We start from the raw sequence: 23,570 nt of genomic DNA, 5'->3' as shown, positions 1-23,570 counted from the left end.
TGAAGGAACCTGCTCAGCACCACACACCGGGAGTGCCAGTGGCACGCGTCGTAGTCGACGTCATGCTCAAGCCGGAGATCCTCGACCCCCAGGGCCAGGCGGTGCAGCGCGCACTGCCGCGACTGGGTTTCGAAGGCATCTCCGACGTACGTCAGGGAAAGCGATTCGAGCTGGAAGTCGACGGGCCGGTCGACGAGGCCGCACTCGCCCGCATTCACGATCTTGCCGAATCCTTCCTCGCCAACACCGTGATCGAGGACTTCACCGTCAAGGTGGAGGAAGTCGCGGAGGCCGCGAAGTGACCGCTCGTATTGGCGTCGTCACTTTCCCGGGAAGCCTCGACGACCGGGACACCCAGCGGGCGATCCGTCTCGCGGGTGCCGAACCGGTCGCCCTCTGGCACAAGGACAAGGACCTCAAGCAGGTCGACGCCGTGGTGCTGTGCGGTGGTTTCTCCTACGGCGACTATCTGCGCGCCGGTGCCATCGCCCGCTTCTCGCCGGTGATGGAGCCCCTCATCGAACAGGCGAAGGCCGGCCTGCCGGTCCTCGGTATCTGCAACGGCTTCCAGATCCTCACCGAGGCCCACCTGCTCCCGGGCGCGATGCTCGGCAACGACCACCTCCACTTCATCTGCCGCGACCAGAAGCTGCGGGTGGAGAACGCGGAGACCTCCTGGACCACCGACTACCGCGCGGGCCAGGAGATCCACATTCCGCTGAAGAACATGGACGGCCGGTACGTCGCCGACGAGTACACGCTCGACAAGCTGGAGGCCGAGGGGCGGGTCGCGTTCCGCTACCTCGACATGAACCCCAACGGCTCCCTCCGGGACATCGCCGGCATCAGCAACGAGGCCGGGAACGTGGTGGGCCTGATGCCGCACCCGGAGCACGCCGTCGAGCCCCTCATCGGCTCCGGCCGTACCGACGGCCTCCCCTTCTTCACCTCGATCCTCAAGAAGCTGGTCAACGCATGAGCCGGACGCCTCTGGACACGGTCGAGCACGCGGCCGCGACCCCCGACGTCGAGCTGCCCTGGGCCGAACTCGGCCTGAAGAAGGACGAGTACGAGCGGGTCGTGGAGATCCTCGGCCGCCGCCCGACCGGCGCCGAACTCGCCATGTACTCGGTGATGTGGTCCGAGCACTGCTCGTACAAGTCCTCCAAGGTGCACCTGCGCCAGTTCGGCGAGAAGGCCCCCGAGTCCGACGCCCTCCTCGTCGGCATCGGCGAGAACGCCGGTGTCGTCGACGTCGGCCAGGGCTACGCGGTCACCTTCAAGGTCGAGTCGCACAACCACCCGTCCTACGTCGAGCCCTACCAGGGCGCGGCCACGGGTGTCGGCGGCATCGTCCGCGACATCATCGCGATGGGCGCCCGCCCGGTCGCCGTGGTCGACCCGCTGCGCTTCGGCGCCGCCGACCACCCCGACACCAAGCGCGTCCTCCCCGGTGTCGTCGCGGGCATCGGCGGCTACGGCAACTGCCTGGGCCTGCCCAACATCGGCGGCGAGGTCGTCTTCGACGCCTGCTACCAGGGCAATCCGCTGGTCAACGCCGGTGCCATCGGTGTGATGCGGCACGAGGACATCCACCTCGCGAAGGCGTCCGGCGCCGGCAACAAGGTCATCCTGTACGGGGCCCGGACCGGCGGCGACGGCATCGGCGGCGCGTCGATCCTGGCCTCGGAGACCTTCGACGACGCCAAGCCGTCGAAGCGCCCTGCCGTCCAGGTCGGCGACCCCTTCCAGGAGAAGCTCCTCATCGAGTGCACCCTGGAGGCCTTCCAGGAGAAGCTGGTCGTCGGCATCCAGGACCTCGGCGCGGCGGGCCTGTCCTGCGCCACGTCCGAGCTGGCCTCGAACGGCTCCGGCGGCATGCGCGTGACGCTGGACGACGTCCCGCTGCGTGACTCGACCCTCTCTCCCGAGGAAATCCTCATGAGCGAGTCGCAGGAACGCATGTGCGCGGTGGTGGAGCCGGAGAAGGTCGACCGGTTCCTGGAGATCTGCGAGAAGTGGGATGTCATCGCCACCGTCATCGGTGAGGTGACCGACGGCGACCGCCTCGAGATCTACTGGCACGGCGGCAAGATCGTCGACGTCGACCCGCGCACGGTCGCGCACGAGGGCCCGGTCTACGAGCGCCCGTACGCCCGCCCGTCCTGGCAGGACGAGCTCCAGGCCGACGACGCGAACAAGCTGCCGCGGCCGGCGACGAGCGAGGAGCTGAAGGACCAGGTCCTGAAGCTGGTCGGCTCCCCCAACCAGGCCTCCAAGAAGTGGATCACCTCGCAGTACGACCACTTCGTGCAGGGCAACACCGTCCTCGCCCAGCCCGAGGACTCCGGCATGATCCGCGTCGACGAGGAGACCGGCCTCGGCGTGGCGATCGCGACCGACGGCAACGGCAGGTACGCCAAGCTCGACCCGTACGCGGGCGCGCAGCTGGCCCTGGCGGAGGCCTACCGCAACGTCGCGACGACCGGTGCCAAGCCGCTCGCGGTCTCCGACTGCCTGAACTTCGGCTCGCCCGAGGACCCGGCGGTGATGTGGCAGTTCGCGGAGGCCGTACGCGGTCTGGCGGACGGCTGCCAGCAGCTGGGCACCCCGGTGACCGGCGGCAACGTCTCGCTCTACAACCAGACGGGCGAGGCGGCCATCCACCCGACGCCGGTGGTCGCGGTCCTCGGCGTGATCGACGACGTCGCCCGCCGCACGCCGGTCGCCTTCCAGGAGGAGGGCCAGCTGCTCTACCTCCTCGGCGACACGCGTGAGGAGTTCGGCGGCTCGGCCTGGTCGCAGGTGGTCCACGACCACCTCGGCGGCCTGCCCCCGAAGGTCGACCTGGAGCGCGAGCGGCTGCTGGCCGAGATCCTGATCTCCGCCTCCCGCGACGGCATGATCGACTCCGCGCACGACCTGTCCGACGGCGGTCTGGTCCAGGCGGTCGTGGAGTCGGCGCTCCTCGGTGGCAAGGGCGCCCGCCTGGTCGTCCCCGACGGCCTGGACGCCTTCACCTTCCTCCTCTCCGAGTCCGCGGGCCGCGCGATCGTCGCCGTGCCGCGTTCGGAGGAGGTCCGCTTCAACGACATGTGCGGCGCGCGGGGCCTGCCGGCCACGCGTATCGGTGTCGTGGACGGTGACGCCGTGGACGTCCAGGGCGAGTTCACGCTCACCCTGGACGAACTGCGCGAGACCCACGAGGCGACCATCCCTGCGCTGCTGGCGTAAGTAGCCCCGACGAGGCTGAGGGCCCCGCCTGTCGATCACGACAGGCGGGGCCCTGCTGTGATCACCGTCGTTCTTCTGCGGAGGCCCGCCATGCTGTTGCGTGATGTCACACCGGACGACGTCGACGCCTACGTTCGTATGCGCTGCGACCCCGTGATGATGCGGGACCTCGGCGGGCCGTTGCCCCGGGAGGGCATGAAGGACAAGGTGCGCAGGGATGCCGAGGCGGCGATGGCCGACACCTCCTGGATCAAGATGATCGTCGCTGATCCCGGCGCGCCCGAAACCGTCGCGGGCCATGTGTGCATCTGGTCGCACGACGCCGGCGAATCCGGCGAGGGGCCGATGTCGGAGATCGGCTGGATGGTCCTGCCCGAGTTCCAGGGCCGTGGCTTCGGCAAGCTCGCCACCCGCGCTCTCCTGGAACGGGCCCGGGACGAGGACCGCTGGGGGGACATCCACGCCTTCCCGGCGACGGGCAACGGCCCTTCGAACGGCATCTGCAGGTCCCTCGGCTTCCGCCTCCTGGGCGAGACCGAGGTGGACTTCGCCGACCGGGTCATCCGCAGCAACCACTGGGTGATCACCCCGAGTTCCGACCTCGCCCCCTGACAGCCGCCGGTCAGACCCGGACGGGGTCCGCCGCGGGTGCCGGGTCGTTTCCCGGGGCCTCGGCCGGGCGGGGCTTCGGCAGCAGGAGGGCCAGGGCCACGCACAGGGCCATGACGCCCGCCCCGCACAGGAACACCGCGTCCATCGCGTCGACGTATGCCGACACGGCCGCCGCCCGTGCCGGGCCCCGCAGGGCGGCCAGGGCGCCGATGTCGCCGGGGCCGTCGTAGAGGCGGGTGAGGAGGGTGCCGAAGACGGCGGCGCCGAGGGCGGTGCCGAGGGTCTGGAAGAAGCGGATGCCGGTGGTGGCGACGCCGAGCTGGTGGCGGGGGGCCGCTTCCTGGACCAGCTGGATGAGCTGGCCGACGAGCTGGCCGAAGCCGATGCCGAAGAGGAGGAGTTCGGCGCGGATCACCCACAGGGACGTGCCGGTGCCGGTCGTGGACAGCAGGAGGAAGGCGATCGCGGTGACGGCCGCGCCGCCGATGACGAAGGTCCGCTCGGGCCTGCCGCGTTCGGTGAGCTTGCCGACGACCACGCCGACGACCCCCATGCCGGCCGCCATGGGCAGCAGGTAGAGGCCGGCCGAGGAACTCGCGATGCCGCGCGCGACCTGGAGGTAGACCAGCACGTAGTACATCGCCCCGGCCATGCCCGCGCCGACCAGCCCCTGGATGGCGAAGCCCCAGCGCAGCTCCGGGACGCGGAACATGGACAGCGGCAGGATCGGCTCGGCGGCCGTGGCCTGACGCCACAGGAACAGGCCGAGCGCGGCCGCGGCGGCGAGGGTGAGGCCGAGGATCTGCGGTGAGGACCAGGCGTACTGCTTGCCGCCCCACTGCGTGACCAGCAGCAGCGCGGTGGAGAAGACGGCGGCGAGGGCGGCGCCGGGGAAGTCGATCGTGTGGTCGCGCGTGTGCCGGGGCAGCTTCAGGACGAGCGCGCCGACGGCCAGGACGGCGAGGCCCAGCGGCAGGTTGACGTAGAAGATCCAGCGCCAGCTCGCGTGGTCGGAGAGCACCCCGCCGATCCAGGGCCCGATCGCCATGCCGCCGCCGCCGACGATCCCGCCCATCCCGGCGCCCTTGCCGTCCTTCTTCGCGCCGGGCTCCTTGAGGTGGGCCATCACGACCATGGTCACGCTCATCAGGCCGCCCGCGCCGAGGCCCTGCACCGCCCGGGCCGCGATCAGCTGGCCGATGGACTGGGCGGCTCCGCACAGCGCCGAGCCGAGCAGGAAGGTGCCGATGGCGCCGAGGAACACCCGCTTGGCGCCGAGTACGTCGCACAGCCGGCCGTACAGGGGGAGCATCGCGGCCGATGCCAGCGAGAAGGCGCTGATGAGCCAGGGGATTCTGTCGATGCCGTGGCGGGGGTCGAGGTCCCGGACGATCGGGACGGTGGCCGCGGACACGATCTGCATGTCCAGGACGGCCAGGACGATCGTGATGAGGCAGACGAACATGCCGATCTTGCGCTGGGTTCCGGTCATGGGCAGTACCATGCCCGAAGTTTGTGTACCCGGTCAATATTTCAGCTCGGATTAAAATTCATCCTGGCCGAAACTTCAGCTTGGTACAGTGGCGTCATGGCTGATCAGGCGATGGGGCTGCGCGACCGGAAGAAGATGCAGACGGCTCGGCGGATCTACCGGGCCGCGATCGAGTTGTTCGTCGAACGGGGATTCGACAACGTCTCCGTGCAGGAGGTCGCCGACGCCGCCGAAGTCTCGAAGATGACCGTCTTCAACTACTTCGGCACCAAGGAAGACCTGATCTTCCGGCCCATGGAGGAGCACTTCGGCGACGCGGCCCGCGCGGTGCGCGAGCGGAAGCCCGGTGAGTCCGCGGTGGAGGCCGTGCGCCGGCAGTTCCTGGAGATGGTCGAGGAGCGTGACCCCTCGGTCGGTCTGAACCCCGAGCCCTTCGCCCGCCAGGTCCGCCAGCTCGTCGTTCAGACCCCGGTCCTGATGGAACGCGCCTTCGTCGCCTCGCAGAAGGGCGCCCGGGAGCTGGCCGACCTGCTGGCCGCCGAGACCGGCGACCTGATGTGCGCCACGGTCGCCGCCGCCACCCTCAGCGCCGCCCGCAACGCCCTCGTCGAGGAGCACCACCGCCGTGTCACCGAGGGCGAGAGCCCCGACCAGGTCGCCGCCGACGCGGCCGAACGCGCCCGGCTCGCCTTCGGCCTGATCGAAAACGGCCTGAGCGGCTACGCCGTGAAGCAATAGGCTCCCCGTCATGCCCACGGCCAATAAGCGCACCCGGACGTACGACCCCGTGAAGATCCGCTCGGCGGTCCTCGGCCAGCTCGCCCACGTGCGGGAAGCCGTCCGCGGGCTCACCCCCGAGCAGCTCGCGCTCCCCACCCGGCTCGGCGGGTGGACCGTACGGGAACTGGTCGCGCACATCGGCATGGCACTGACGGCCGTCGAGCGCTCCCTCGCCCTGCCGGAGCCGGCCAAGCAGGACGCCGCCCTCCTCGACTGGCCGTTCGCGACCTCCGCCAACTCCGCGGCCATCGACGAGTTCACCCGGCGGCTCGCCGGGCTCCACCCCGACCTCGGGACCTACCTCGACGGCGTCGCCCGCGACCTCGCCGAGCAGCTCGACACCCACCCCGGGACCCGGCTGCTGCAGACCAACGCGGGCGCCCTGCCGCTCGCCGACCACCTTGTCACCCGCGCCGTGGAACTCGTCGTCCACACCGACGACCTGAACGCCGCCGTGCCCGGCCTCGAGGTGCCGTACGAGCGTCAGGGGCTCGCCGCCACCACCCGGCTCCTCGCCGACGCGCTCGCCGTGAAGGCCCCCGGCGGCTCCACCGAGGTGCGGATCCCGCCGTACGCCGTCGTGCAGTGCGTCGAAGGGCCCCGCCACACCCGGGGCACCCCGCCCAACGTCGTCGAGACCGACCCCCTGACCTGGCTCCGGCTCGCCACCGGCCGGCTGACCTGGCCGGACGCCCTGGCTCAGGCCCAGGTCAGCGCAAGCGGAGAGCGGGCGGATCTCGGGGAGCTGCTGCCGCTGATGTCGTGACCGAGGGCCGCACGCCGCACGGAACCGGGCGGAAACGTGCGGAACCGGGTGGGCGCCAACCCCGTCGAATCGTCATGAACCGGACCAGGAAGCAGCGCATCACCAGGACCGCGGCCGCCGCCTTCGTCCCCCTCGCTGTGGCCTGTGGCACCGGGCGGGCGGGCAGCGGCTCGGTGGCGGTCCGGGAACCGGTCACCGGCGTCGACTGGCACGTCGGCAGCGTCACCGCCGACGGCATCACCCACCGCGCCCCCGCCTCCGCCCGCCTCCGCGTCGACGAGGGCGGCAAGGCGGCCGGCAACCTCGGCTGCAACCAGTTCAGCGCCCGGGCCACCGTCCACGGCGACCGGATCACCTTCGGCGAACTCCGCACCACCCGGATGGCCTGCGACCGCCCCCGCATGACCTTCGAGCGCGCCCTCGCCCGGGTACTCGCCGGCCAGACCCTCACCGCCCGTACCGATGACGGGAAACTCACCGTCACCAACAGTCACGGTGACCGCGTGAACCTCACCCGCGGCACACCCGAATGATGTGCGACAGCTCACTCATACACGGGCACCAGAGCCCCGTGACGGCCTCCCACCGCGGGCACGGAAGTCGAGCCGCTCCCGGACGAAACGCTCTCACCAGGGGAAACGTAGAAACACCCAAGGTGATCGACACCGCCTGCCCGGTTACGGGTACGTATCCCCAATTCGGACCAGTGGTCGACCTCGCCTACACTCGGGAGCGTGCCACGTGGTGACGGTCGACTCAATCACGATCTGCTCCCCGGTGAGAAGGGCCCCCAGGACGCGTGTGGCGTCTTCGGTGTCTGGGCTCCGGGTGAAGAGGTCGCAAAGCTCACGTACTTCGGGCTCTACGCCCTCCAGCACCGGGGTCAGGAATCCGCGGGAATCGCGGTCAGCAACGGCTCCCAGATCCTCGTCTTCAAGGACATGGGCCTCGTCTCCCAGGTCTTCGACGAGACCTCGCTCGGTTCGCTCCAGGGTCATATCGCGGTCGGACACGCCCGCTACTCGACCACTGGCGCCTCCGTGTGGGAGAACGCCCAGCCGACGTTCCGGGCCACCGCGCACGGTTCCATCGCGCTCGGCCACAACGGCAACCTGGTCAACACGGCGCAGCTCGCCGAGATGGTCGCCGAACTGCCCAAGGACACCAACGGGCGCTCCACGCGGGTCGCGGCCACCAACGACACCGACCTGCTCACCGCGCTCCTCGCGGCCCAGGTCGATGACGACGGCAAACCGCTGACCATCGAGGAAGCCGCACACACGGTCCTGCCGAAGGTGCGCGGCGCCTTCTCCCTCGTCTTCATGGACGAGCACACCCTCTACGCAGCCCGCGACCCGCAGGGCATCCGCCCGCTGGTCCTCGGCCGCCTCGAGCGCGGCTGGGTCGTCGCCTCGGAGTCCGCCGCCCTCGACATCTGCGGCGCCAGCTTCGTCCGCGAGATCGAGCCCGGCGAGTTCGTCGCCATCGACGAGAACGGCCTGCGCACCTCCCGGTTCGCGGAAGCGAAGCCCAAGGGCTGTGTCTTCGAGTACGTGTACCTGGCCCGCCCGGACACCGACATCGCCGGCCGGAACGTCTACCTCTCGCGCGTCGAGATGGGCCGCCGCCTGGCGAAGGAAGCCCCGGTCGAGGCCGATCTGGTCATAGCGACCCCGGAGTCCGGCACGCCGGCGGCCATCGGCTACGCCGAGGCCAGCGGCATCCCCTTCGGCAGCGGTCTGGTCAAGAACGCCTACGTCGGCCGGACCTTCATCCAGCCCTCGCAGACGATCCGCCAGCTCGGTATCCGGCTGAAGCTGAACCCGCTGAAGGAAGTCATCAAGGGCAAGCGCCTGGTGGTCGTCGACGACTCCATCGTGCGCGGCAACACCCAGCGCGCCCTGGTCCGGATGCTCCGCGAGGCGGGCGCCGCCGAGGTCCACATCCGGATCTCCTCGCCGCCCGTGAAGTGGCCCTGCTTCTTCGGCATCGACTTCGCCACCCGCGCCGAGCTCATCGCCAACGGCATGACCACCGACGAGATCGGCACCTCGCTGGGCGCCGACTCGCTGGCGTACATCTCCATCGACGGCATGATCGAGGCGACCACCATCGCCAAGCCGAACCTGTGCCGCGCCTGCTTCGACGGCGAGTACCCGATGGACCTCCCGGACCCCGAGCTGCTCGGCAAGCAGCTGCTGGAGACCGAGCTGGCGGCCGGTCCGGCGGCCACGGCTGCCGCCGACGCGATCCGTCGCCCGTAAGCCCCGTCGTACGACAGGAAAGTTCTCAAGGCCATGTCTTCCGAGACCAGTAATGCCGTGGGCGGCGCCAGCTACGCGAGCGCGGGCGTCGACATCGAGGCGGGCGACCGCGCGGTGGAGCTCATGAAGGAATGGGTGAAGAAGACCCAGCGCCCCGAGGTCCTCGGCGGCCTCGGCGGCTTCGCCGGGCTCTTCGACGCCTCCGCCCTCAAGCGCTACGAGCGCCCGCTGCTCGCCTCCGCCACGGACGGCGTCGGCACCAAGGTCGACATCGCCCGGCAGCTGGGCGTGTACGACACCATCGGCCACGACCTGGTCGCCATGGTCATGGACGACATCGTCGTGTGCGGTGCCGAGCCGCTGTTCATGACCGACTACATCTGCGTCGGCAAGGTCCACCCCGAGCGGGTCGCCGCCATCGTCAAGGGCATCGCGGAGGGCTGCGTCCTGGCCGGCTGCGCCCTGGTGGGCGGCGAGACGGCCGAACACCCGGGTCTGCTGGGCGAGGACGACTTCGACGTGGCGGGCGCCGGTACGGGCGTCGTGGAGGCCGACCGGCTGCTCGGCGCGGATCGCATCCGTAAGGGTGACGCGGTGATCGCCATGGCGGCCTCCGGGCTTCACTCCAACGGGTACTCCCTGGTCCGCCATGTGCTGCTGAAGACCGCGGGCCTCTCGCTGGACGCGCGGATCGAGGAGTTCGGCCGCACCCTGGGCGAGGAGCTGCTGGAGCCGACGAAGATCTACTCCCTGGACTGCCTGGCCCTCACCCGGACCGCCGAGGTGCACGCCTTCAGCCACATCACCGGCGGCGGGCTGGCCGCCAACCTGGCCCGGGTGATCCCGGACACCCTGCACGCCACCGTCGACCGCTCCACCTGGACGCCGGGCCCGGTCTTCGACCTCGTCGGCAGGACTGGCGGCGTCGAGCGCCTGGAGCTGGAGAAGACCCTCAACATGGGCGTGGGCATGATCGCGATCGTCCCCCAGGAATCGGCGGACGTCGCCCTCGCGACGCTGGCCGACCGCGGGGTCGAAGCCTGGGTGGCGGGCGAGATCACGGACCGCGGCGAGCACATCTCCGGTGCCGAGCTGGTCGGGACGTATTCCGGTTAAGGGCGCCGCGCGCTGAGACCTGCGGGTAGCACAGAACCCGGTCGGTGACCGGAGTCACCGACCGGGTGAGTGCTCAGTGCAAGGTCAAGCGCCGCGACGGTGTTGTGAAGGACCTTCGTCCTGATCCTCGTCGTCGTCCTCATAGAGGTCGGCGTACCGAGAATAAAGATCGTCCTCGTCATCTTCATCGTCCTCGAACGGCTCGCCGTTCGGCGGCTGGCTCGATGTCGATGCGCCCAGTTCGCTGGCCAGACGTGACAGATCAGTCCCACCGCTGTTGTACTTCAGCTGGCGGGCGACCTTTGTCTGCTTGGCCTTGGCCCGGCCGCGCCCCATGGCTCGACCCCCTCGGTGACGGGGCTCGACGGCCCCAGAGTCTGACACGCGTTCATGATCCGGAACGGACCCTCCGCGGAGAGCCGGTCCGTAGGGCTTCCACGGTACCTGAGCCCGCGCCCATACGGTACGTCGCCCGCAGCACGCGCGTGTGCACAGGAGCTTTGAGATGCCCCGTCCTTGCTGGTCAGTGGCGATTTTAACCACTTATCCGGGGGCGACCCGCCGACGGAAGTGAGAGTTCTCTCCAAGTTCCCGCCGGCGGGTACCGCTCACCTGTGCGAAGCCCTGCCTTCGGCCATCCGCTGCTCGGCGATCCGGTCGGCCGCGGCGGCCGGCGGAATACCGTCTTCCTTCGCACGTGCGAATATGGCCAGCGTGGTGTCGAAGATCTTCGCCGCCTTAGCCTTGCACCGGTCGAAGTCGAACCCGTGCAGCTCGTCGGCCACCTGGATGACCCCGCCGGCGTTCACCACGTAGTCCGGCGCGTAGAGGATCCCGCGGTCGGCGAGGTCCTTCTCCACGCCCGGGTGGGCGAGCTGGTTGTTGGCGGCGCCGCACACCACCCTGGCGGTCAGCGCGGGCACGCTGTCGTCGTTCAACGCCCCGCCGAGCGCGCAGGGGGCGTAGATGTCGAGGCCCTCGACGCGGATCAGCGCCCGAGTGTCCGCGACGGCCGTGACGCCCTCGGCGTACTGGTCGAGGACGCGCCGCACGGCCTCCGCGCGCACGTCCGTGATCACGACCTCGGCGCCCTCGTCCCGCAGGTGCCGCACCAGGTGGTGCCCGACCTTGCCGACGCCCGCGATGCCGACCCTGCGGCCGCGCAGCGAGGGGTCGCCCCACAGGTGCTGGGCGGAGGCCCGCATGCCCTGGTAAACGCCGAACGCGGTGAGCACGGAGGAGTCGCCGGCCCCGCCGTTCTCCGGGGAGCGGCCCGTCGTCCAGCGGCACTCGCGCGCCACGACGTCCATGTCGGCCACGTACGTGCCGACGTCGCAGGCGGTGACGTACCGCCCGCCGAGAGAGGCCACGAACCGACCGTAGGCGAGCAGCAGCTCCTCGGTCTTGTGGCGCTCGGGATCCCCGATGATCACGGCCTTGCCGCCGCCGTGGTCGAGACCGGCCATGGCGTTCTTGTACGACATCCCGCGCGCGAGGTTGAGGGCGTCGGCGACGGCCTCCGCCTCGGTCGCGTACGGGTAGAAGCGCGTACCGCCGAGCGCGGGGCCCAGGGCGGTGGAGTGGATGGCGATGACGGCCTTGAGTCCGCTGGCGCGGTCCTGACAGAGCACGACTTGCTCATGACCGCCCTGGTCCGAGTGGAACAGGGTGTGCAGTACATCAGCAGGTGCGCCGGTTACGTCGGTCACTGTGGTGACTCCTGAGGCGAGTAGCGGCGATGGTGACCAGCTCCCGTGCGGGTGGCGGGCGCTGTGGCATGAGCGTAGAGCCTGTGCCCGCGCGCCATCCGCTCAGTGTTCAGGATCACTCCCCGGTGCCTTCCGCGCACGTATCGGCGTGGCACGATTTGCAGTGTTTTCCCGTCCGCGTCGAGTCCCCCTCGTGCGGATCCTGTGCCCGTCCCGCGAGGGTTTCGAGCCGAGTCCGGTGGGGAGGGAGCAGGCGTGCCCAAGGTGTCCTCGGTGATCGTCCCCTACGCCACGTACCTGCGCGTGTACGAACCGCTGGCCGCCTTCCCCGAGCCGGAGCGCAGCCACTGGACGCGGTACGCCCGGCGACCGGACCGCCCCTCCTACCAGGTCGAACTCCGTCGTTCCCTGGCCGACCTGCTGCCCACCCCGCCGGTCCCGGTGCCGGTGCAGGAGAGCGGCGACGCCTTCGTCCTCGATGTGGACGGGGTGGTCTGCGTCTGCCCCTGGCGGACCCGGCTGCGCGGCTGGCAGGCGCTCGGCGAGCTCGCCGAGGAGCTGCCGCCGCCGGTCCTGGACGCGGCGCTGCCCCCGGTCGTACGCCAGCAGGCCGGCCGGGACTACGAGCGCTGGCTCGCCCGCAACCCCGACGCCCGCCCCTGGATCCGCACCTCGACCTGGCAGGTGCCGATCAACTGGTTCGTCCTGGTCTCCGACGAGGAGCGGGAGTACGCCAAGGGCACCGGGGACCCCGGGGCGGCCGGCGCCGAGCCGCCCGTGCTGCGCTACCGCACCCCCATGGTCCAGGCCCGGCGGCGGGTGGCGCGCGGGCTGCGCGCGCTGAAGGACGCCATCGAGGAAGGGCCGCTGATCGACGGCCTGGTGGACGTCGGCCGCTGGCTGGAGGAGTTCCACCCGCGCTCGCTGGTGGAGCTGGACTACGGCGGCCTGGTGCATGTGCTGCCCGCAGGCGAGCTGGAGGGCGACCACTCGGCGGCCGACGTGGCCGAGGGCATCGACGCGCTGCGCCGCGGGGACGGGGCCGCCGCCGGGGAGGCGTACGGGCGGCTCGTGGAGCGCTGGCGGTCGGTTCGGGACAGGCGTTCCGCGAACTGACGAGGCGTAAGTGACGTACGTCACGGCCGATACCGCGTCGAACAGCGTACGGTAACGCCACCTTGGTGACCTGACGGGACGTTGGTCTCGATCCGGGCTTTTGCGCCGAGGGTGACACAAGGGTGATGGACCGCACGTACACCGCTCTTGCGCCACTTGCCCCCCCTCATGCCAAAATAGGACAAGGAGTCCGGGGAGGGCTCCATCCGTCCACTTGTGCTTGATTGTGGGGGGAATCTCAGCATTGCACGCTTTGGGGGGTCTTGTGACTCCTGATCGCCACTGTGACTGATCGTCACAGTGGCGTGACTGTCCGCTATGGCATGGTCCATCGGCTTCCGTCGCTGATGAACACCTGGGAGGGCAATTCCATCGGTTTGGCCGACGCGGCTGGACAGATGGTGTAGTTGTAGTGCCGAGGACAAGCCGTTCGTCCTATAACCGACTCGACTCGCGTCCGCCATTTCGGGCAACGCGGGTCAAGGTGCAGAATTTAGAGGAAAGAACCGAGAAGGTTCGGTTCTCCCGAGGAGGCCGCTCATGACCGCTCGCACCCCTGATGCCGAGCCGCTGCTGACCCCGGCTGAGGTCGCCACCATGTTCCGCGTGGACCCGAAGACGGTCACGCGGTGGGCGAAGGCCGGCAAGCTCACGTCGATCCGTACGCTCGGCGGGCACCGCCGCTACCGCGAGGCAGAGGTCCGCGCGCTGCTCGCGGGCATCCCGCAGCAGCGCAGCGAGGCCTGAACAACTGAATAGCCGGGTGAAGCGGCAGGTCCCCCAATCGGCCGAAGCACCCGGAACCCTGGCTCCAAGCGACGCGGGACCTGCCCCAACAGGCCCCTCTCCCAAGCCGAACAGAACTTTCTGGCAAGCACACAGGGTGCGTCGTAGATCGCGCTGGACTCCGCCGAGTCCAGCGCGATCTTTTTTGTGCGCCGAGCCGGGCGCGGGCGGGGTTCCTGTGAGCGGGCTTGTGGGTCTCTGGGGGGCGCTGTCGGATCCGCTGTGGCCGAGCCTCCGGGCTGGTGCAATTGCACATATTAAATTGACCAGTTGTAGGACGTGTGTAAATACCTCGGTTCCGGAAACCCATGCGGTGACACCCGTCACATGCCAGAGTGCTTGTTGCCCCTGGCGTATGTGCGCTAACCATCAAGCCCTGGACGGGTTTTCGTCCTCGGCGGCCTCGTCCGGCGCCTGTGCGCCGCGCGGGGCGGAATCCAGCGCCAAGCGCTGCAAGTGGTGGCAGATCGGACAGTGGCGGGTGCGGTGCCGGTAGGACGTGGCGGCCGACAGATGCGCCCTGAGCAGCGCCCGCGTCTCGTGCCTGGCCGATGCCGCCATACGCCACCTCCGGGGCCGCTCGGAAGAACCGAGCCCTGGTTTCTGGGTACCGGCGGAATGTGACGCCGTCAAGACCGGCGCGGGGCTCCGCCGGGTTGGCCGTGTGGCTGGGCTGGGCCGGCGCTGAGCGGTGCGGGGGGCTTGTGTGGCCGCCTGCTGGGGGCTGCCGCGTGGCTCCGCCGGTTCGGCCGTATGGATCGGCTGGGCCGGCGCTGACCAGCGCGGGGCGCTCGTGTGGCCGCCTGCTGGGGGCTGCCGCCCCCAGGCCCCCGCTTCGGCCTGAACGGCCTCGTCCTCAAACTCCCCCAGAGGGGGCGCCCCCGGACGGGCTGGATCATGCGGACCGGCATCGAGAGCCTCTGGCGCGAGAGGGCCTGCGGCTGCCGGGGGTGTGGGGCTCGGGTGGTGGCGGTTCTGACGGGATGTGCTGTGTTGATTGCGGCTCCGCCGCGGGCGCGGCCTCCGGGGCGGGGGTGCGGGCATGGAAGAGGCCCGCGTCCTTTGCGGGATGCGGGCCTTGTCGCGGTCCTGACGGGATTTGCTGTGTTGATTGCGGCTCCGCCGCGGGCGCGGCCTCCGGGGCGGGGGTGCGGGCATGGAAGAGGCCCGCGTCCCTCGCGGGATGCGGGCCTCTTCCTGTGTGCGGTCCTGACGGGATTTGAACCCGCGGCCTCCACCTTGACAGGGTGGCGAGCACTCCAAACTGCTCCACAGGACCAGGTTTCGCGGCGCTTTTGCTGCGTTGCGCTGCGAGAAGAGACTGTACAGGAGGGTGAGGGCCCTGGTCGAACTCACCCACCGTACGCGGGCGATTACGGGACAGCCGCGTCGATCGCCTTCACGATCCGCTTGTCCGAGACGGGGTACGCCGTGCCCAGCGCGTGGGCGAAGTAGCTGACCCGGAGCTCCTCGATCATCCAGCGGATGTCCAGGACGGAGGAGGGGACAGGGCGGCCCTGGGGGAGCTGTTCCAGGAGCCAGGCGTACTCGTCCTGCATCTCGTGGACCTTCTGCATGCGCGAGACGTCCCGCTGGACGTTCGTCGGCATCTGCTGCAGCCGCCGGTCCGCGGCCACCAGGTACCGCATGAGGTCGGCCAGACGCCGTATGCCCGCCCAGGTCACGAAGCCGGGCTTCACCAGGGCGTCCAACTGCTTGCGCACGTCCGTCAGATTGGCCAGCAGGGAGGGGCTGCGCACGGACTTCAGACGCCGCTCACAGGCCTGCCAGGCGGCCAGCACCTGCTGCACCTGGCCCACGGTCCGCACGGTCGTGTCGACGATCTCCGCGCGCACCCTGTCGTAGAGCTTGCGGTACGACTCCTCGTCCCACGCCGGCCCCCCGAAGTCCCCGATCAGCTTGTCCGCCGCCGCCATCGCGCAGTCGTCGAAGAGGGCCTGGATCGAGCCGTGGGGGTTCGCGGACAGCCCCAGCTTCTGCGCGTTCGTCAGCTTCTCGGACGCGAACTTCGCCGGGTTCACCGGGATGTTGCGCAGGATGAGCCGGCGGGTGCCCTTCCACATGGCCTCCGCCTGCTCCGCCTCCGTGTCGAAGAGCCGGACCGAGACGGTGTTCGCCGTCGGTCCGTCGTCCACCAGCGCCGGGTACGCCTTCACCGGCTGCCCGGCCCGGCGGGTCTCGAAGACCCGGCTGAGCGTGCCGATGGTCCAGTCGGTGAGGCCCTCGCGCTCCAGGGACTCCCCGCCCTGGCGGGAGGCGATGGCCGCCGCGGCCTGCGAGATGGCCTGCCTCGCCTTCGGCTTCAGGCGCAGCTTCAGCGACTCCAGGTTTTTGTCCTCCGCCAGCTTCCGCCGCCGCTCGTCGACGATCCGGAAGGTGATCACCAGGTGGTCGGGGACCTTCGCCCAGTCGAAGTCGGCGGCCTCGAAGGGCACGCCGACCATGAGCCGCAGCTCACGCGCCATGGTCGCGGTGAGGGGCTCGGCGAGCGGGGTCGCCTTCTCCAGGAAGGCCCTCGCGTAGTTCGGCGCGGGCACGTAGTGGCGGCGGATCGGCTTGGGCAGGGAACGGATCAGCTCCGTCACCAGCTCCTCCCGCAGACCCGGGATCTGCCAGTCGAAGCCCTCGTCAGTGACCTGGTTCAGGACCTGGAGGGGGATGTGGACCGTGACGCCGTCGGCGTCCGCGCCCGGCTCGAACTGGTACGTGACGCGGAACTTGAGCGGCCCCTGGCGCCAGGAGTCCGGATAGTCGGCCTTGGTGACCGCCTCCGCCGACTCCCGGATGAGCATCTCCCGCTCGAAGTCCAGGAAATCCGGCTGCTCGTGCCGCTTGTGCTTCCACCACGAGTCGAAGTGGGCCCCGGACACGACGTGTTCCGGCACCCGCTGGTCGTAGAAGTCGAACAGCGTCTCGTCGTCGACCACGATGTCCCGGCGCCGCGCCCGGTGCTCCAGCTCCTCGACCTCGCTGAGGAGCCGGCGGTTGTCGGCGAAGAACTTGTGGTGCGTCCGCCAGTCGCCCTCGACCAGCGCGTTCCGGATGAACAGCTCGCGGCTGACCTCCGGGTCGACACGGCCGTAGTTGACCTTCCGGTCGGCGACGATCGGCACGCCGTACAGCGTGACCTTCTCGTACGCCATCACGGCCGCCTGGTCCTTCTCCCAGTGCGGCTCGCTGTACGTCCGCTTCAGCAGATGGGCGGCGAGCGGCTCGACCCACTCGGGCTCGATCTTCGCGTTGACCCGGGCCCAGAGCCGGGAGGTCTCCACCAGCTCGGCGGACATGACGAACCGGGGTGTCTTCTTGAACAGCGCGGAGCCCGGGAAAATCGCGAACTTGGCACTGCGCGCGCCCAGATACTCGTTCTTCGCGCCGTCCTTCACGTCCTTCATGCCGATGTGCGAGAGCAAACCGGCGAGGAGGGAGACGTGGACACGGTCGTCCGGGGCGTCCTGGTCGTTGAGGTGGATGCCCATCTGCTTGGCGACCGTGCGCAGCTGCGTGTAGATGTCCTGCCACTCCCGGATGCGCAGGAAGTTCAGGTACTCCTGCTTGCACATCCGGCGGAAGGACGAGGAACCCCGCTCCTTCTGCTGCTCGCGGATGTACCGCCACAGGTTGAGGTAGGCGAGGAAGTCGCTGGTCTCGTCCTTGAAGCGGGCGTGCTGCTGGTCGGCCTGGGTCTGCTTGTCGGCGGGGCGTTCACGCGGGTCCTGGATGGACAGCGCGGCGGCGATCACCATGACCTCGCGGACACAGCCGTTCTTCTCCGCCTCCAGCACCATGCGCGCCAGACGCGGGTCGACGGGCAGCTGGGCGAGCTTGCGGCCGGTGTCGGTCAGGCGCTTGCGCGGGTCCTTCTGCGCCGGGTCCAGCGCGTGCAGCTCCTGGAGCAACTGCACGCCGTCGCGGATGTTGCGGTGGTCCGGCGGGTCGATGAAGGGGAACTTCTCGATGTCTCCGAGGCCGGCCGCGGTCATCTGGAGGATGACGGAGGCCAGGTTCGTACGGAGGATCTCCGCGTCCGTGAACTCCGGGCGGGCGACGAAGTCGTCCTCGGTGTAGAGGCGGATGCAGATACCGTCGGACGTACGCCCGCAGCGGCCCTTGCGCTGGTTGGCGCTGGCCTGCGAGATCGGCTCGATGGGCAGCCGCTGCACCTTCGTGCGATGGCTGTAGCGGCTGATTCTCGCGAAGCCGGGGTCGATGACGTACTTGATGCCGGGGACGGTCAGGGATGTCTCCGCGACGTTGGTCGCGAGCACGATCCTGCGGCCGGTGTGCTGCTGGAAGACTCGGTGCTGCTCCGCGTGGGAGAGGCGGGCGTAGAGGGGGAGTACCTCCGTGAATCTGTATTTCTTCTTCTCCAGCGCGTCGGCGGTGTCCCTGATCTCGCGCTCTCCCGAGAGGAAGACGAGGATGTCGCCCTTCCCCTCCGCCATCAGCTCCTCGACGGCGTCGGTGATCGCGGTGATCTGGTCGCGGTCGGCGTCGTCGGAGTCCTCTTCGAGGAGCGGCCGGTAGCGCACCTCCACCGGGTACGTCCGCCCGCTGACCTCGACGATCGGGGCGTCGCCGAAATGCCGGGAGAAACGCTCGGGGTCGATGGTGGCGGAGGTGATGACGACCTTGAGGTCGGGCCTGCGCGGCAGCAGCTGGGCGAGGTAGCCGAGCAGGAAGTCGATGTTCAGGGACCGCTCGTGGGCCTCGTCGATGATGATCGTGTCGTAGGCGCGCAGCTCGCGGTCGGTCTGGATCTCGGCGAGCAGGATGCCGTCCGTCATCAGCTTGATGAAGGTCGCGTCCGGGTTCACCTGGTCGGTGAAGCGCACCTTCCAGCCGACGGCCTCACCGAGGGGCGTGTCCATCTCCTCGGCGACGCGCTCGGCCACGGTCCGGGCGGCGATCCTCCGGGGCTGGGTGTGCCCGATCATGCCGCGCACGCCGCGGCCCAGCTCTAGACAGATCTTCGGGATCTGGGTGGTCTTCCCGGAACCGGTCTCGCCGGCGACGATGACGACCTGGTGATCGCGGATGGCGGCCGCGATCTCGTCCTTCTTCTGGCTGACCGGCAGCTGTTCGGGGTAGGTGACGGCGGGCACGCCGGCGCGCCGCTCGTCCATCCGGGACTCGGCCTTGCCGACCTCCGCCTCGATCTCGGCGAGGACGGCGGCGCGGGCCTCCGGCTTACGGATCTTGCGCGCGCCCTCGAGCCTGCGCCCGAGCCGGTGCGCGTCGCGCAGCGACAGCTCGGTCAGACGGGGGGCGAGGGTGCCGAGGGCGGGGGCGGGGTGCGTAGACATACGGGGTCCAGGATCTCACCTCGACGAAATTCCTGGCTAACGATTTGCCTCCGGCGGTTCAGCAGGGGGTTCTTTCCCACCCGCCCACCCGTACAACTCTCGTCGCCGGGTGGGCGCAGCGGCACCCCGTAACGCCGGGTTGCGTGACCCTGGGCCGGGCGGCAAACCCCGGGCTACTCGCTTCGCTGCGCCGCCGGAGGCTCGCGGCGGGGGACGTCGCCCAGGGCGATGGACCTCGCCGTGTTGGATATGGCCTTGATCCCGAGGTAGGCCGTGGTCATGCTGCTCACCGCGGTGAACGCGGCCGTCAGTACGCCCACGATCACCGCCTTGTCCCCGTCGAGCCGCCACACCCCGAAGATCGCGACTCCGGCGATCGCGAGGTTGCTCACGATCACCGCGAGCAGCCCGTACCGCGCCCGGTCCTTCTCCAGCCCGACGTCCTGGCCCATCGTCCCCCGCCCCCAGAAATCACGGTCGATCGGCCAGAACGTAGCGCCGGCCGGGCCCGCTGCCAAGCGGCCTTACGGTCAGACGGCCGGCCCCGAGCCCCGAAGCTCCGCCACCCGTGCGTCGACCTGCGCCCGGTCGTACCCCCGGCGGACGAGGTCGAAGGCGGGCGGCGGGACGTCGGTGCCCGCGCCGGCCGTCAGCGACGCCAGGTAGGCATCGACCTGGTCCCGGTCGTAACCGCGCCGCGCGATGTCGAACCCCTGCAAAGCGTCCCCCAAACGAGTCCGTCCGTGTGCGTGGGCACCCTCACCTGCGCAGGCTGGAGTGTGCCGCAGCCCGTACCCACGGTGAGGGACGATGATCGTATCGGTGATGTCGATGCCGGAAGGGACCGTCACTCGAACCCACGTGTCCGAGGCCCGGGAGCGGCTCGCGGCATCCCGCTTCCTGTTCGTCGACATCGAACTGCCCGAGCCGACCCGCCCCGACGAGACACCGGTCGCCCGCCTGCTCGGTCTGGAGGCCGCGGACCTGGCGTGGTTCGGCACGGAGGGCGAGGCCGCGCGGGCCGAGTTCCTCGGGGACAGCGCCGGATTCGTCGTACCCGTGGTCGAGGACGACCAGGTCACTCATGTCCATGCCTTCGTCACGGAGCGGTATCTGATCACGGTCCACCGGGGCCCGATCGGACTGATGCGCACTGTGACGGCCCGGCTGCCGAACGAGAGGCCTCCGGACACCGTGGCCACGCTGTTCCTGCTCCTCCAGGAGGCCTTGGAGACGTTTCGCCGGTCGGCCGTGCAGGCCCTGCTGGAGGTGGAGGAACTCGAGGACGAGATGTTCCAGCGGCGGCGCCCCCGGCAGGTCTACCGGCTGGCGCGGCTACGCCGCCGTTCGGCCCTCCTGCACCACACGCTCCTGCCCTACCTGGAGACGACGGACGAGGCCTTCACGCGGAGGATGATGAACCCCCGTTTCCCTCAGGAGCGGCAGCGGCTGGCCCGCGCCTTCCAGCACAGCTCAAGACTGGTGCTCAAGGACATCGAGTCCCTCCAGGACGCCTCCCGGCGGGCCTTCGCCAGTTACTCCACCCTCGTGTCCGGCGAGCAGAACGGCGTGATCAACCGGCTGGCCATCGTGTCGGTGATCTTCCTGCCGCTGACGTTCCTGACCGGGTTCTTCGGTATGAACTTCACCTACATGACCGACGAGTTGGAGAGCAAGGTCGTCTTCTGGCTGCTCGCGGTGGGCCTGCAGATGACCGTCCTGTTCACGGCCCTCTACGTACTCCACCGCACCGGCCTCTGGGACAAGCTTCGCGACAACGACCCCGAGGGGCGGTAAACACGAGAACGGCCCCACCGGATGATCTCCAGTGGGGCCGTTTTGCCTGGTAGGGCGGTTGTGGCTGGGGCCGGGGTCGAACCGGCGACCTATCGCTTTTCAGGCGATCGCTCGTACCAACTGAGCTACCCAGCCACGGGGTTTCACGTGAAACAAAACCCCAGCGGTCCTGACGGGATTTGAACCCGCGGCCTCCACCTTGACAGGGTGGCGAGCACTCCAAACTGCTCCACAGGACCAAGCGTTGTGTACGACAGTGTCGCACACGGTCTAGCGTGCCCCCAACGGGATTCGAACCCGTGCTACCGCCTTGAAAGGGCGGCGTCCTAGGCCGCTAGACGATGAGGGCTATCGGCCCGCCTGGGCGCTTCATCAGCGCGTCGGGGACGTGAGAAGCATATGGGATGGCGAGGGGTATCGCCAAAACGGTTTACGGCGACACAGACGGCGCGGTGGACGGGGAGGTGGATGAGGGGGCGGATGAGGGGTGGGACGACGACGGCGTCGGGTTCTTCGGGCTCGGGGTCGCGCCCGGCTGGTTCTCCTCCGGGAGGTGGCGGCTGACCTCGGCCGTCGTCAGGCCCAGGCCGCCCAGTTTGATCGCGTCCCAGGCCTGGAGGCGACGCGTGTCCCGGTCGAAGTAGAGGATCGACGCCTCGATCGGAGCCGGGTACTTGTGCTCGACGGCGCGCAGCCCGCTGCCGCCCGTGGAGCCCTCGATCCGCAGCCGGGTGCCGCGCTTCATGATCTCGTCGCCCTCGTGGTGGAGGTGCCCGGCCAGTACCAGAGGCACCTCGCCGTCCGTCTCCCGTGCCGCGGACGGCTCGTGGATCATGGCGACGTCCACCGGGGTCCCCGCCGTCCGCTGGTCGCGCAGGGCGGAGGCCAGCCGGTCGCCCGCCAGCCGCTCCTGGTCGTCGCTGAGGTGGCCCGAGCGGTCGGGGGTGAACTGCGGATCGCCCATGCCCGCGAAACGCAGGCCGGCCACCGACTCCGCCTTGCCGTCGTCGAGGACGTGCACGTTCTTCATCCGCCCCAGGTACTTCTGGGTGACCCGCGAGTCGTGGTTGCCGCGCACCCACACGTACGGCACGCCCAGGTCGGCGATCGGGTCCAGGAAGCCGTTCTCGGCCGCCGAACCGTGATCCATGGTGTCGCCGGTGTCCACGATCACGTTCACCTTGTACTCCTGCACCAGCGAGCTGATGATCTTCCAGCTCGCCGGGTTGAGGTGGATGTCCGACACATGCAGCACCCGGATGGTGCTGGGGTCCGGCTGGTAGGCCGGCAGCGTGGACGTGACGTCGTACAGCTTGGTCACGTTCGTCACCAGGCGGGCCAGCTCCTTCTGGTAGACGTCGAACTCCGTCACGATGCTGCGCGCGTTGCCGACCAGCGAGGGCGCGGAGGACAGCAGGCCGGAGAAGCGCGGCTCCAGGACCGACTCGGGGTTCCAGGTGGCGTACGCCGTCGCGCCGGACGCCGCGAGGAGGGTGAACGCGAGCCCGCCGGCCGCCAGGGCGCGGCGCGGGCGGCGGTAGACCGCGAGGCCGAGCGCCGTCGCGCCGGCCACCACGGCGACGCAGGAGCGTAGGGCCAGGTCGACGGTGCCGTGCTCGACGTCCCGGGCGATCTCGTCCTGGAGGCCGGCGAGGCGTTCGGGGTGGTCGACCAGCGCCTGGGAGCGGACCGGGTCGAGCTGGTCGACGCTGACGTCGAGGCGGACCGGCGCGATGTGGCTGTCGAGCGAGAGCGCGCCGAGCGGAGCGACGTTGATCTTGGTGCCGCCGGTCAGAGACGGGCGCAGCGTCATGGTCGTGTTCATCGGGCCGACCGGGGCCCGTACGTTGCCCACGATCAGCAGCCCCAGCCAGGCGCCGACCAGCACGACGCCCGTCAGCCCGAGGGCACGGACCCAGGGGTGCGGCCGGGCGGCGAGTTCGAGCGCGGGCAGGGTGCGGGTGCCCTTCCCGGGGCTGGGCTTGCGGATGCGGTTCGAGGTCCGGTTCAGCATGCGGTCCAGGGCTGCGACGGGGACGCGGGCCATTGGTGCCGTATGCCCGGGTCCCGGCATGGATATGCGGCGGCCCGCGACTCTCGTACGGCGGTGTCGTACCGGACAATGGCCCTGTGCTGGAGATGACGCGCGAGGAGTTCGAGGAACTGGTCGCCGAGGCGCTCGACCGGATCCCGCCGGAGCTGACGCGGCTGATGGACAACGTCGCGGTGTTCGTCGAGGACGAACCGCCCACCGACGATCCCGAGCTGCTCGGGCTGTACGAAGGGACCCCGCTGACCGACCGCGGCGAGTGGTACGCGGGCGTGCTGCCGGACCGGATCACCGTCTACCGGGGGCCGACGCTGCGGATGTGCGAGACGCGGGAGGACGTCGTCGCGGAGACCGAGGTGACCGTGGTGCACGAGGTCGCACACCACTTCGGGATCGACGACGAGCGGCTGCACACGCTCGGCTACGGCTGAGCCGTGCGGGCGGAGTCGTCGCCGGCCCCTTTCCGGCGGGTCGCGTGTCCTCTTGTGGGCGGCGGGAGTTGGGCAGGTTGACTTCTTCAC

Annotated in this window: 21 protein-coding genes and 4 tRNA genes; 13 read left to right on the top strand and 12 right to left on the bottom strand. The window is 69.7% G+C overall.

The annotated features are described in order from the left end of the window. The first annotated feature begins 38 nt into the window (after positions 1-38). The 4 genes from purS (at position 39) to ACH45E_RS08120 (ending at position 3,846) form a co-directional block, all read left to right on the top strand. Positions 39-302 carry a phosphoribosylformylglycinamidine synthase subunit PurS gene (purS, locus tag ACH45E_RS08135; RefSeq protein ID WP_015659417.1) on the top strand — a complete coding sequence of 88 codons (264 nt, stop codon included), beginning with the start codon at positions 39-41 and terminating at the stop codon, positions 300-302. Next, positions 299-979 carry a phosphoribosylformylglycinamidine synthase subunit PurQ gene (gene purQ, locus ACH45E_RS08130; protein ID WP_361441660.1) on the top strand — a complete coding sequence of 227 codons (681 nt, stop codon included), beginning with the start codon at positions 299-301 and terminating at the stop codon, positions 977-979. The genes purS and purQ overlap by 4 nt, the downstream gene beginning before the upstream one ends. Beyond that, entirely contained in the window at positions 976-3,234 is a 2,259-nt protein-coding gene (purL, locus tag ACH45E_RS08125; RefSeq protein ID WP_361441657.1) for a phosphoribosylformylglycinamidine synthase subunit PurL, read from the top strand. The genes purQ and purL overlap by 4 nt, the downstream gene beginning before the upstream one ends. Positions 3,235-3,324: 90 nt before the next feature. Continuing rightward, on the top strand, positions 3,325-3,846 hold the full coding sequence (locus ACH45E_RS08120; RefSeq protein ID WP_361441654.1) for a GNAT family N-acetyltransferase: 522 nt from the start codon (positions 3,325-3,327) through the stop codon (positions 3,844-3,846). A gap of 10 nt (positions 3,847-3,856) precedes the next feature. On the opposite strand, the gene ACH45E_RS08115 is transcribed toward ACH45E_RS08120, so the two are convergent. Next, the gene (locus ACH45E_RS08115; RefSeq protein WP_361441651.1) at positions 3,857-5,338 is read right to left on the bottom strand and encodes an MFS transporter; all 1,482 of its coding nucleotides are present in this window, start codon (positions 5,336-5,338) and stop codon (positions 3,857-3,859) included. 96 nt (positions 5,339-5,434) lie between these two features. Between ACH45E_RS08115 and ACH45E_RS08110 the strand changes: the two genes are divergently transcribed. The 5 genes from ACH45E_RS08110 to purM all read left to right on the top strand — a co-directional run bounded on the left by ACH45E_RS08110 (position 5,435) and on the right by purM (position 10,264). Further along, positions 5,435-6,076 (top strand): helix-turn-helix domain-containing protein, encoded by a 642-nt coding sequence (locus ACH45E_RS08110; RefSeq protein ID WP_361441648.1) that lies wholly within the window; start codon positions 5,435-5,437, stop codon positions 6,074-6,076. 10 nt (positions 6,077-6,086) lie between these two features. After that, entirely contained in the window at positions 6,087-6,884 is a 798-nt protein-coding gene (locus ACH45E_RS08105; RefSeq protein ID WP_361441645.1) for a sterol carrier family protein, read from the top strand. A 74-nt stretch (positions 6,885-6,958) separates the two neighbouring features. Further along, entirely contained in the window at positions 6,959-7,417 is a 459-nt protein-coding gene (locus ACH45E_RS08100) for an META domain-containing protein (protein ID WP_361441642.1), read from the top strand. Between the two features lie 201 nt (positions 7,418-7,618). Next, entirely contained in the window at positions 7,619-9,148 is a 1,530-nt protein-coding gene (purF, locus tag ACH45E_RS08095; protein WP_361441639.1) for an amidophosphoribosyltransferase, read from the top strand. A gap of 33 nt (positions 9,149-9,181) precedes the next feature. Next, positions 9,182-10,264 (top strand): phosphoribosylformylglycinamidine cyclo-ligase, encoded by a 1,083-nt coding sequence (gene purM, locus ACH45E_RS08090; RefSeq protein ID WP_361441636.1) that lies wholly within the window; start codon positions 9,182-9,184, stop codon positions 10,262-10,264. An 84-nt stretch (positions 10,265-10,348) separates the two neighbouring features. Here the strand turns inward: purM and ACH45E_RS08085 are convergent, their stop codons facing one another. Further along, entirely contained in the window at positions 10,349-10,600 is a 252-nt protein-coding gene (locus ACH45E_RS08085) for a DUF3073 domain-containing protein (protein WP_361441633.1), read from the bottom strand. A 272-nt stretch (positions 10,601-10,872) separates the two neighbouring features. Next, positions 10,873-11,973, bottom strand: coding sequence for a Glu/Leu/Phe/Val dehydrogenase dimerization domain-containing protein (locus ACH45E_RS08080; RefSeq protein WP_361441630.1), 1,101 nt, complete (start codon positions 11,971-11,973; stop codon positions 10,873-10,875). A gap of 255 nt (positions 11,974-12,228) precedes the next feature. On the opposite strand from ACH45E_RS08080, the gene ACH45E_RS08075 reads away from it, so the two are divergent. Together ACH45E_RS08075 and bldC are read left to right on the top strand one after the other, a co-directional pair. After that, the gene (locus ACH45E_RS08075) at positions 12,229-13,089 is read left to right on the top strand and encodes a hypothetical protein (RefSeq protein WP_361441627.1); all 861 of its coding nucleotides are present in this window, start codon (positions 12,229-12,231) and stop codon (positions 13,087-13,089) included. Positions 13,090-13,629: 540 nt separating this feature from the next. Next, entirely contained in the window at positions 13,630-13,836 is a 207-nt protein-coding gene (gene bldC / locus ACH45E_RS08070; protein ID WP_003949541.1) for a developmental transcriptional regulator BldC, read from the top strand. Between the two features lie 408 nt (positions 13,837-14,244). Here bldC and ACH45E_RS08065 read toward each other — a convergent pair whose 3' ends face one another. From ACH45E_RS08065 to ACH45E_RS08045, 5 genes are all read right to left on the bottom strand, one after another. Beyond that, positions 14,245-14,436 (bottom strand): DUF6274 family protein, encoded by a 192-nt coding sequence (locus ACH45E_RS08065; RefSeq protein ID WP_361441624.1) that lies wholly within the window; start codon positions 14,434-14,436, stop codon positions 14,245-14,247. A gap of 643 nt (positions 14,437-15,079) precedes the next feature. Next, positions 15,080-15,154 (bottom strand) — tRNA-Asp (locus tag ACH45E_RS08060). A 94-nt stretch (positions 15,155-15,248) separates the two neighbouring features. Then, a complete protein-coding gene (hrpA, locus tag ACH45E_RS08055) occupies positions 15,249-19,202 on the bottom strand; it encodes an ATP-dependent RNA helicase HrpA (protein WP_361441621.1) in 3,954 nt (1,317 codons plus the stop codon). Between the two features lie 173 nt (positions 19,203-19,375). Beyond that, a complete protein-coding gene (locus ACH45E_RS08050; protein WP_361441618.1) occupies positions 19,376-19,654 on the bottom strand; it encodes a hypothetical protein in 279 nt (92 codons plus the stop codon). A gap of 78 nt (positions 19,655-19,732) precedes the next feature. Continuing rightward, positions 19,733-19,933, bottom strand: coding sequence for a DivIVA domain-containing protein (locus ACH45E_RS08045; protein ID WP_361441615.1), 201 nt, complete (start codon positions 19,931-19,933; stop codon positions 19,733-19,735). Between the two features lie 94 nt (positions 19,934-20,027). Here ACH45E_RS08045 and ACH45E_RS08040 point away from each other — a divergent pair, with 94 nt between their 5' ends. Then, positions 20,028-20,999 (top strand): CorA family divalent cation transporter, encoded by a 972-nt coding sequence (locus tag ACH45E_RS08040; RefSeq protein ID WP_399040243.1) that lies wholly within the window; start codon positions 20,028-20,030, stop codon positions 20,997-20,999. Between the two features lie 61 nt (positions 21,000-21,060). Here ACH45E_RS08040 and ACH45E_RS08035 read toward each other — a convergent pair. The 4 genes from ACH45E_RS08035 to ACH45E_RS08020 all read right to left on the bottom strand — a co-directional run bounded on the left by ACH45E_RS08035 (position 21,061) and on the right by ACH45E_RS08020 (position 23,046). Then, positions 21,061-21,134, bottom strand: a tRNA-Phe gene (locus tag ACH45E_RS08035). Positions 21,135-21,163: 29 nt separating this feature from the next. Further along, positions 21,164-21,238, bottom strand: a tRNA-Asp gene (locus tag ACH45E_RS08030). 37 nt (positions 21,239-21,275) lie between these two features. Next, positions 21,276-21,348, bottom strand: a tRNA-Glu gene (locus ACH45E_RS08025). Between the two features lie 81 nt (positions 21,349-21,429). Next, on the bottom strand, positions 21,430-23,046 hold the full coding sequence (locus ACH45E_RS08020) for a metallophosphoesterase (protein ID WP_361441609.1): 1,617 nt from the start codon (positions 23,044-23,046) through the stop codon (positions 21,430-21,432). An 83-nt stretch (positions 23,047-23,129) separates the two neighbouring features. On the opposite strand from ACH45E_RS08020, the gene ACH45E_RS08015 reads away from it, so the two are divergent. After that, positions 23,130-23,480 (top strand): metallopeptidase family protein, encoded by a 351-nt coding sequence (locus ACH45E_RS08015; protein WP_361441606.1) that lies wholly within the window; start codon positions 23,130-23,132, stop codon positions 23,478-23,480. Positions 23,481-23,570: the final 90 nt, after the last annotated feature.

The organism is Streptomyces sp. NPDC020299, from assembly GCF_044387825.1.
Taxonomy (GTDB): domain Bacteria; phylum Actinomycetota; class Actinomycetes; order Streptomycetales; family Streptomycetaceae; genus Streptomyces.
Note: the sequence above shows the minus strand (reverse complement) of the source record. Positions and strands in the feature narration are given on the sequence as shown.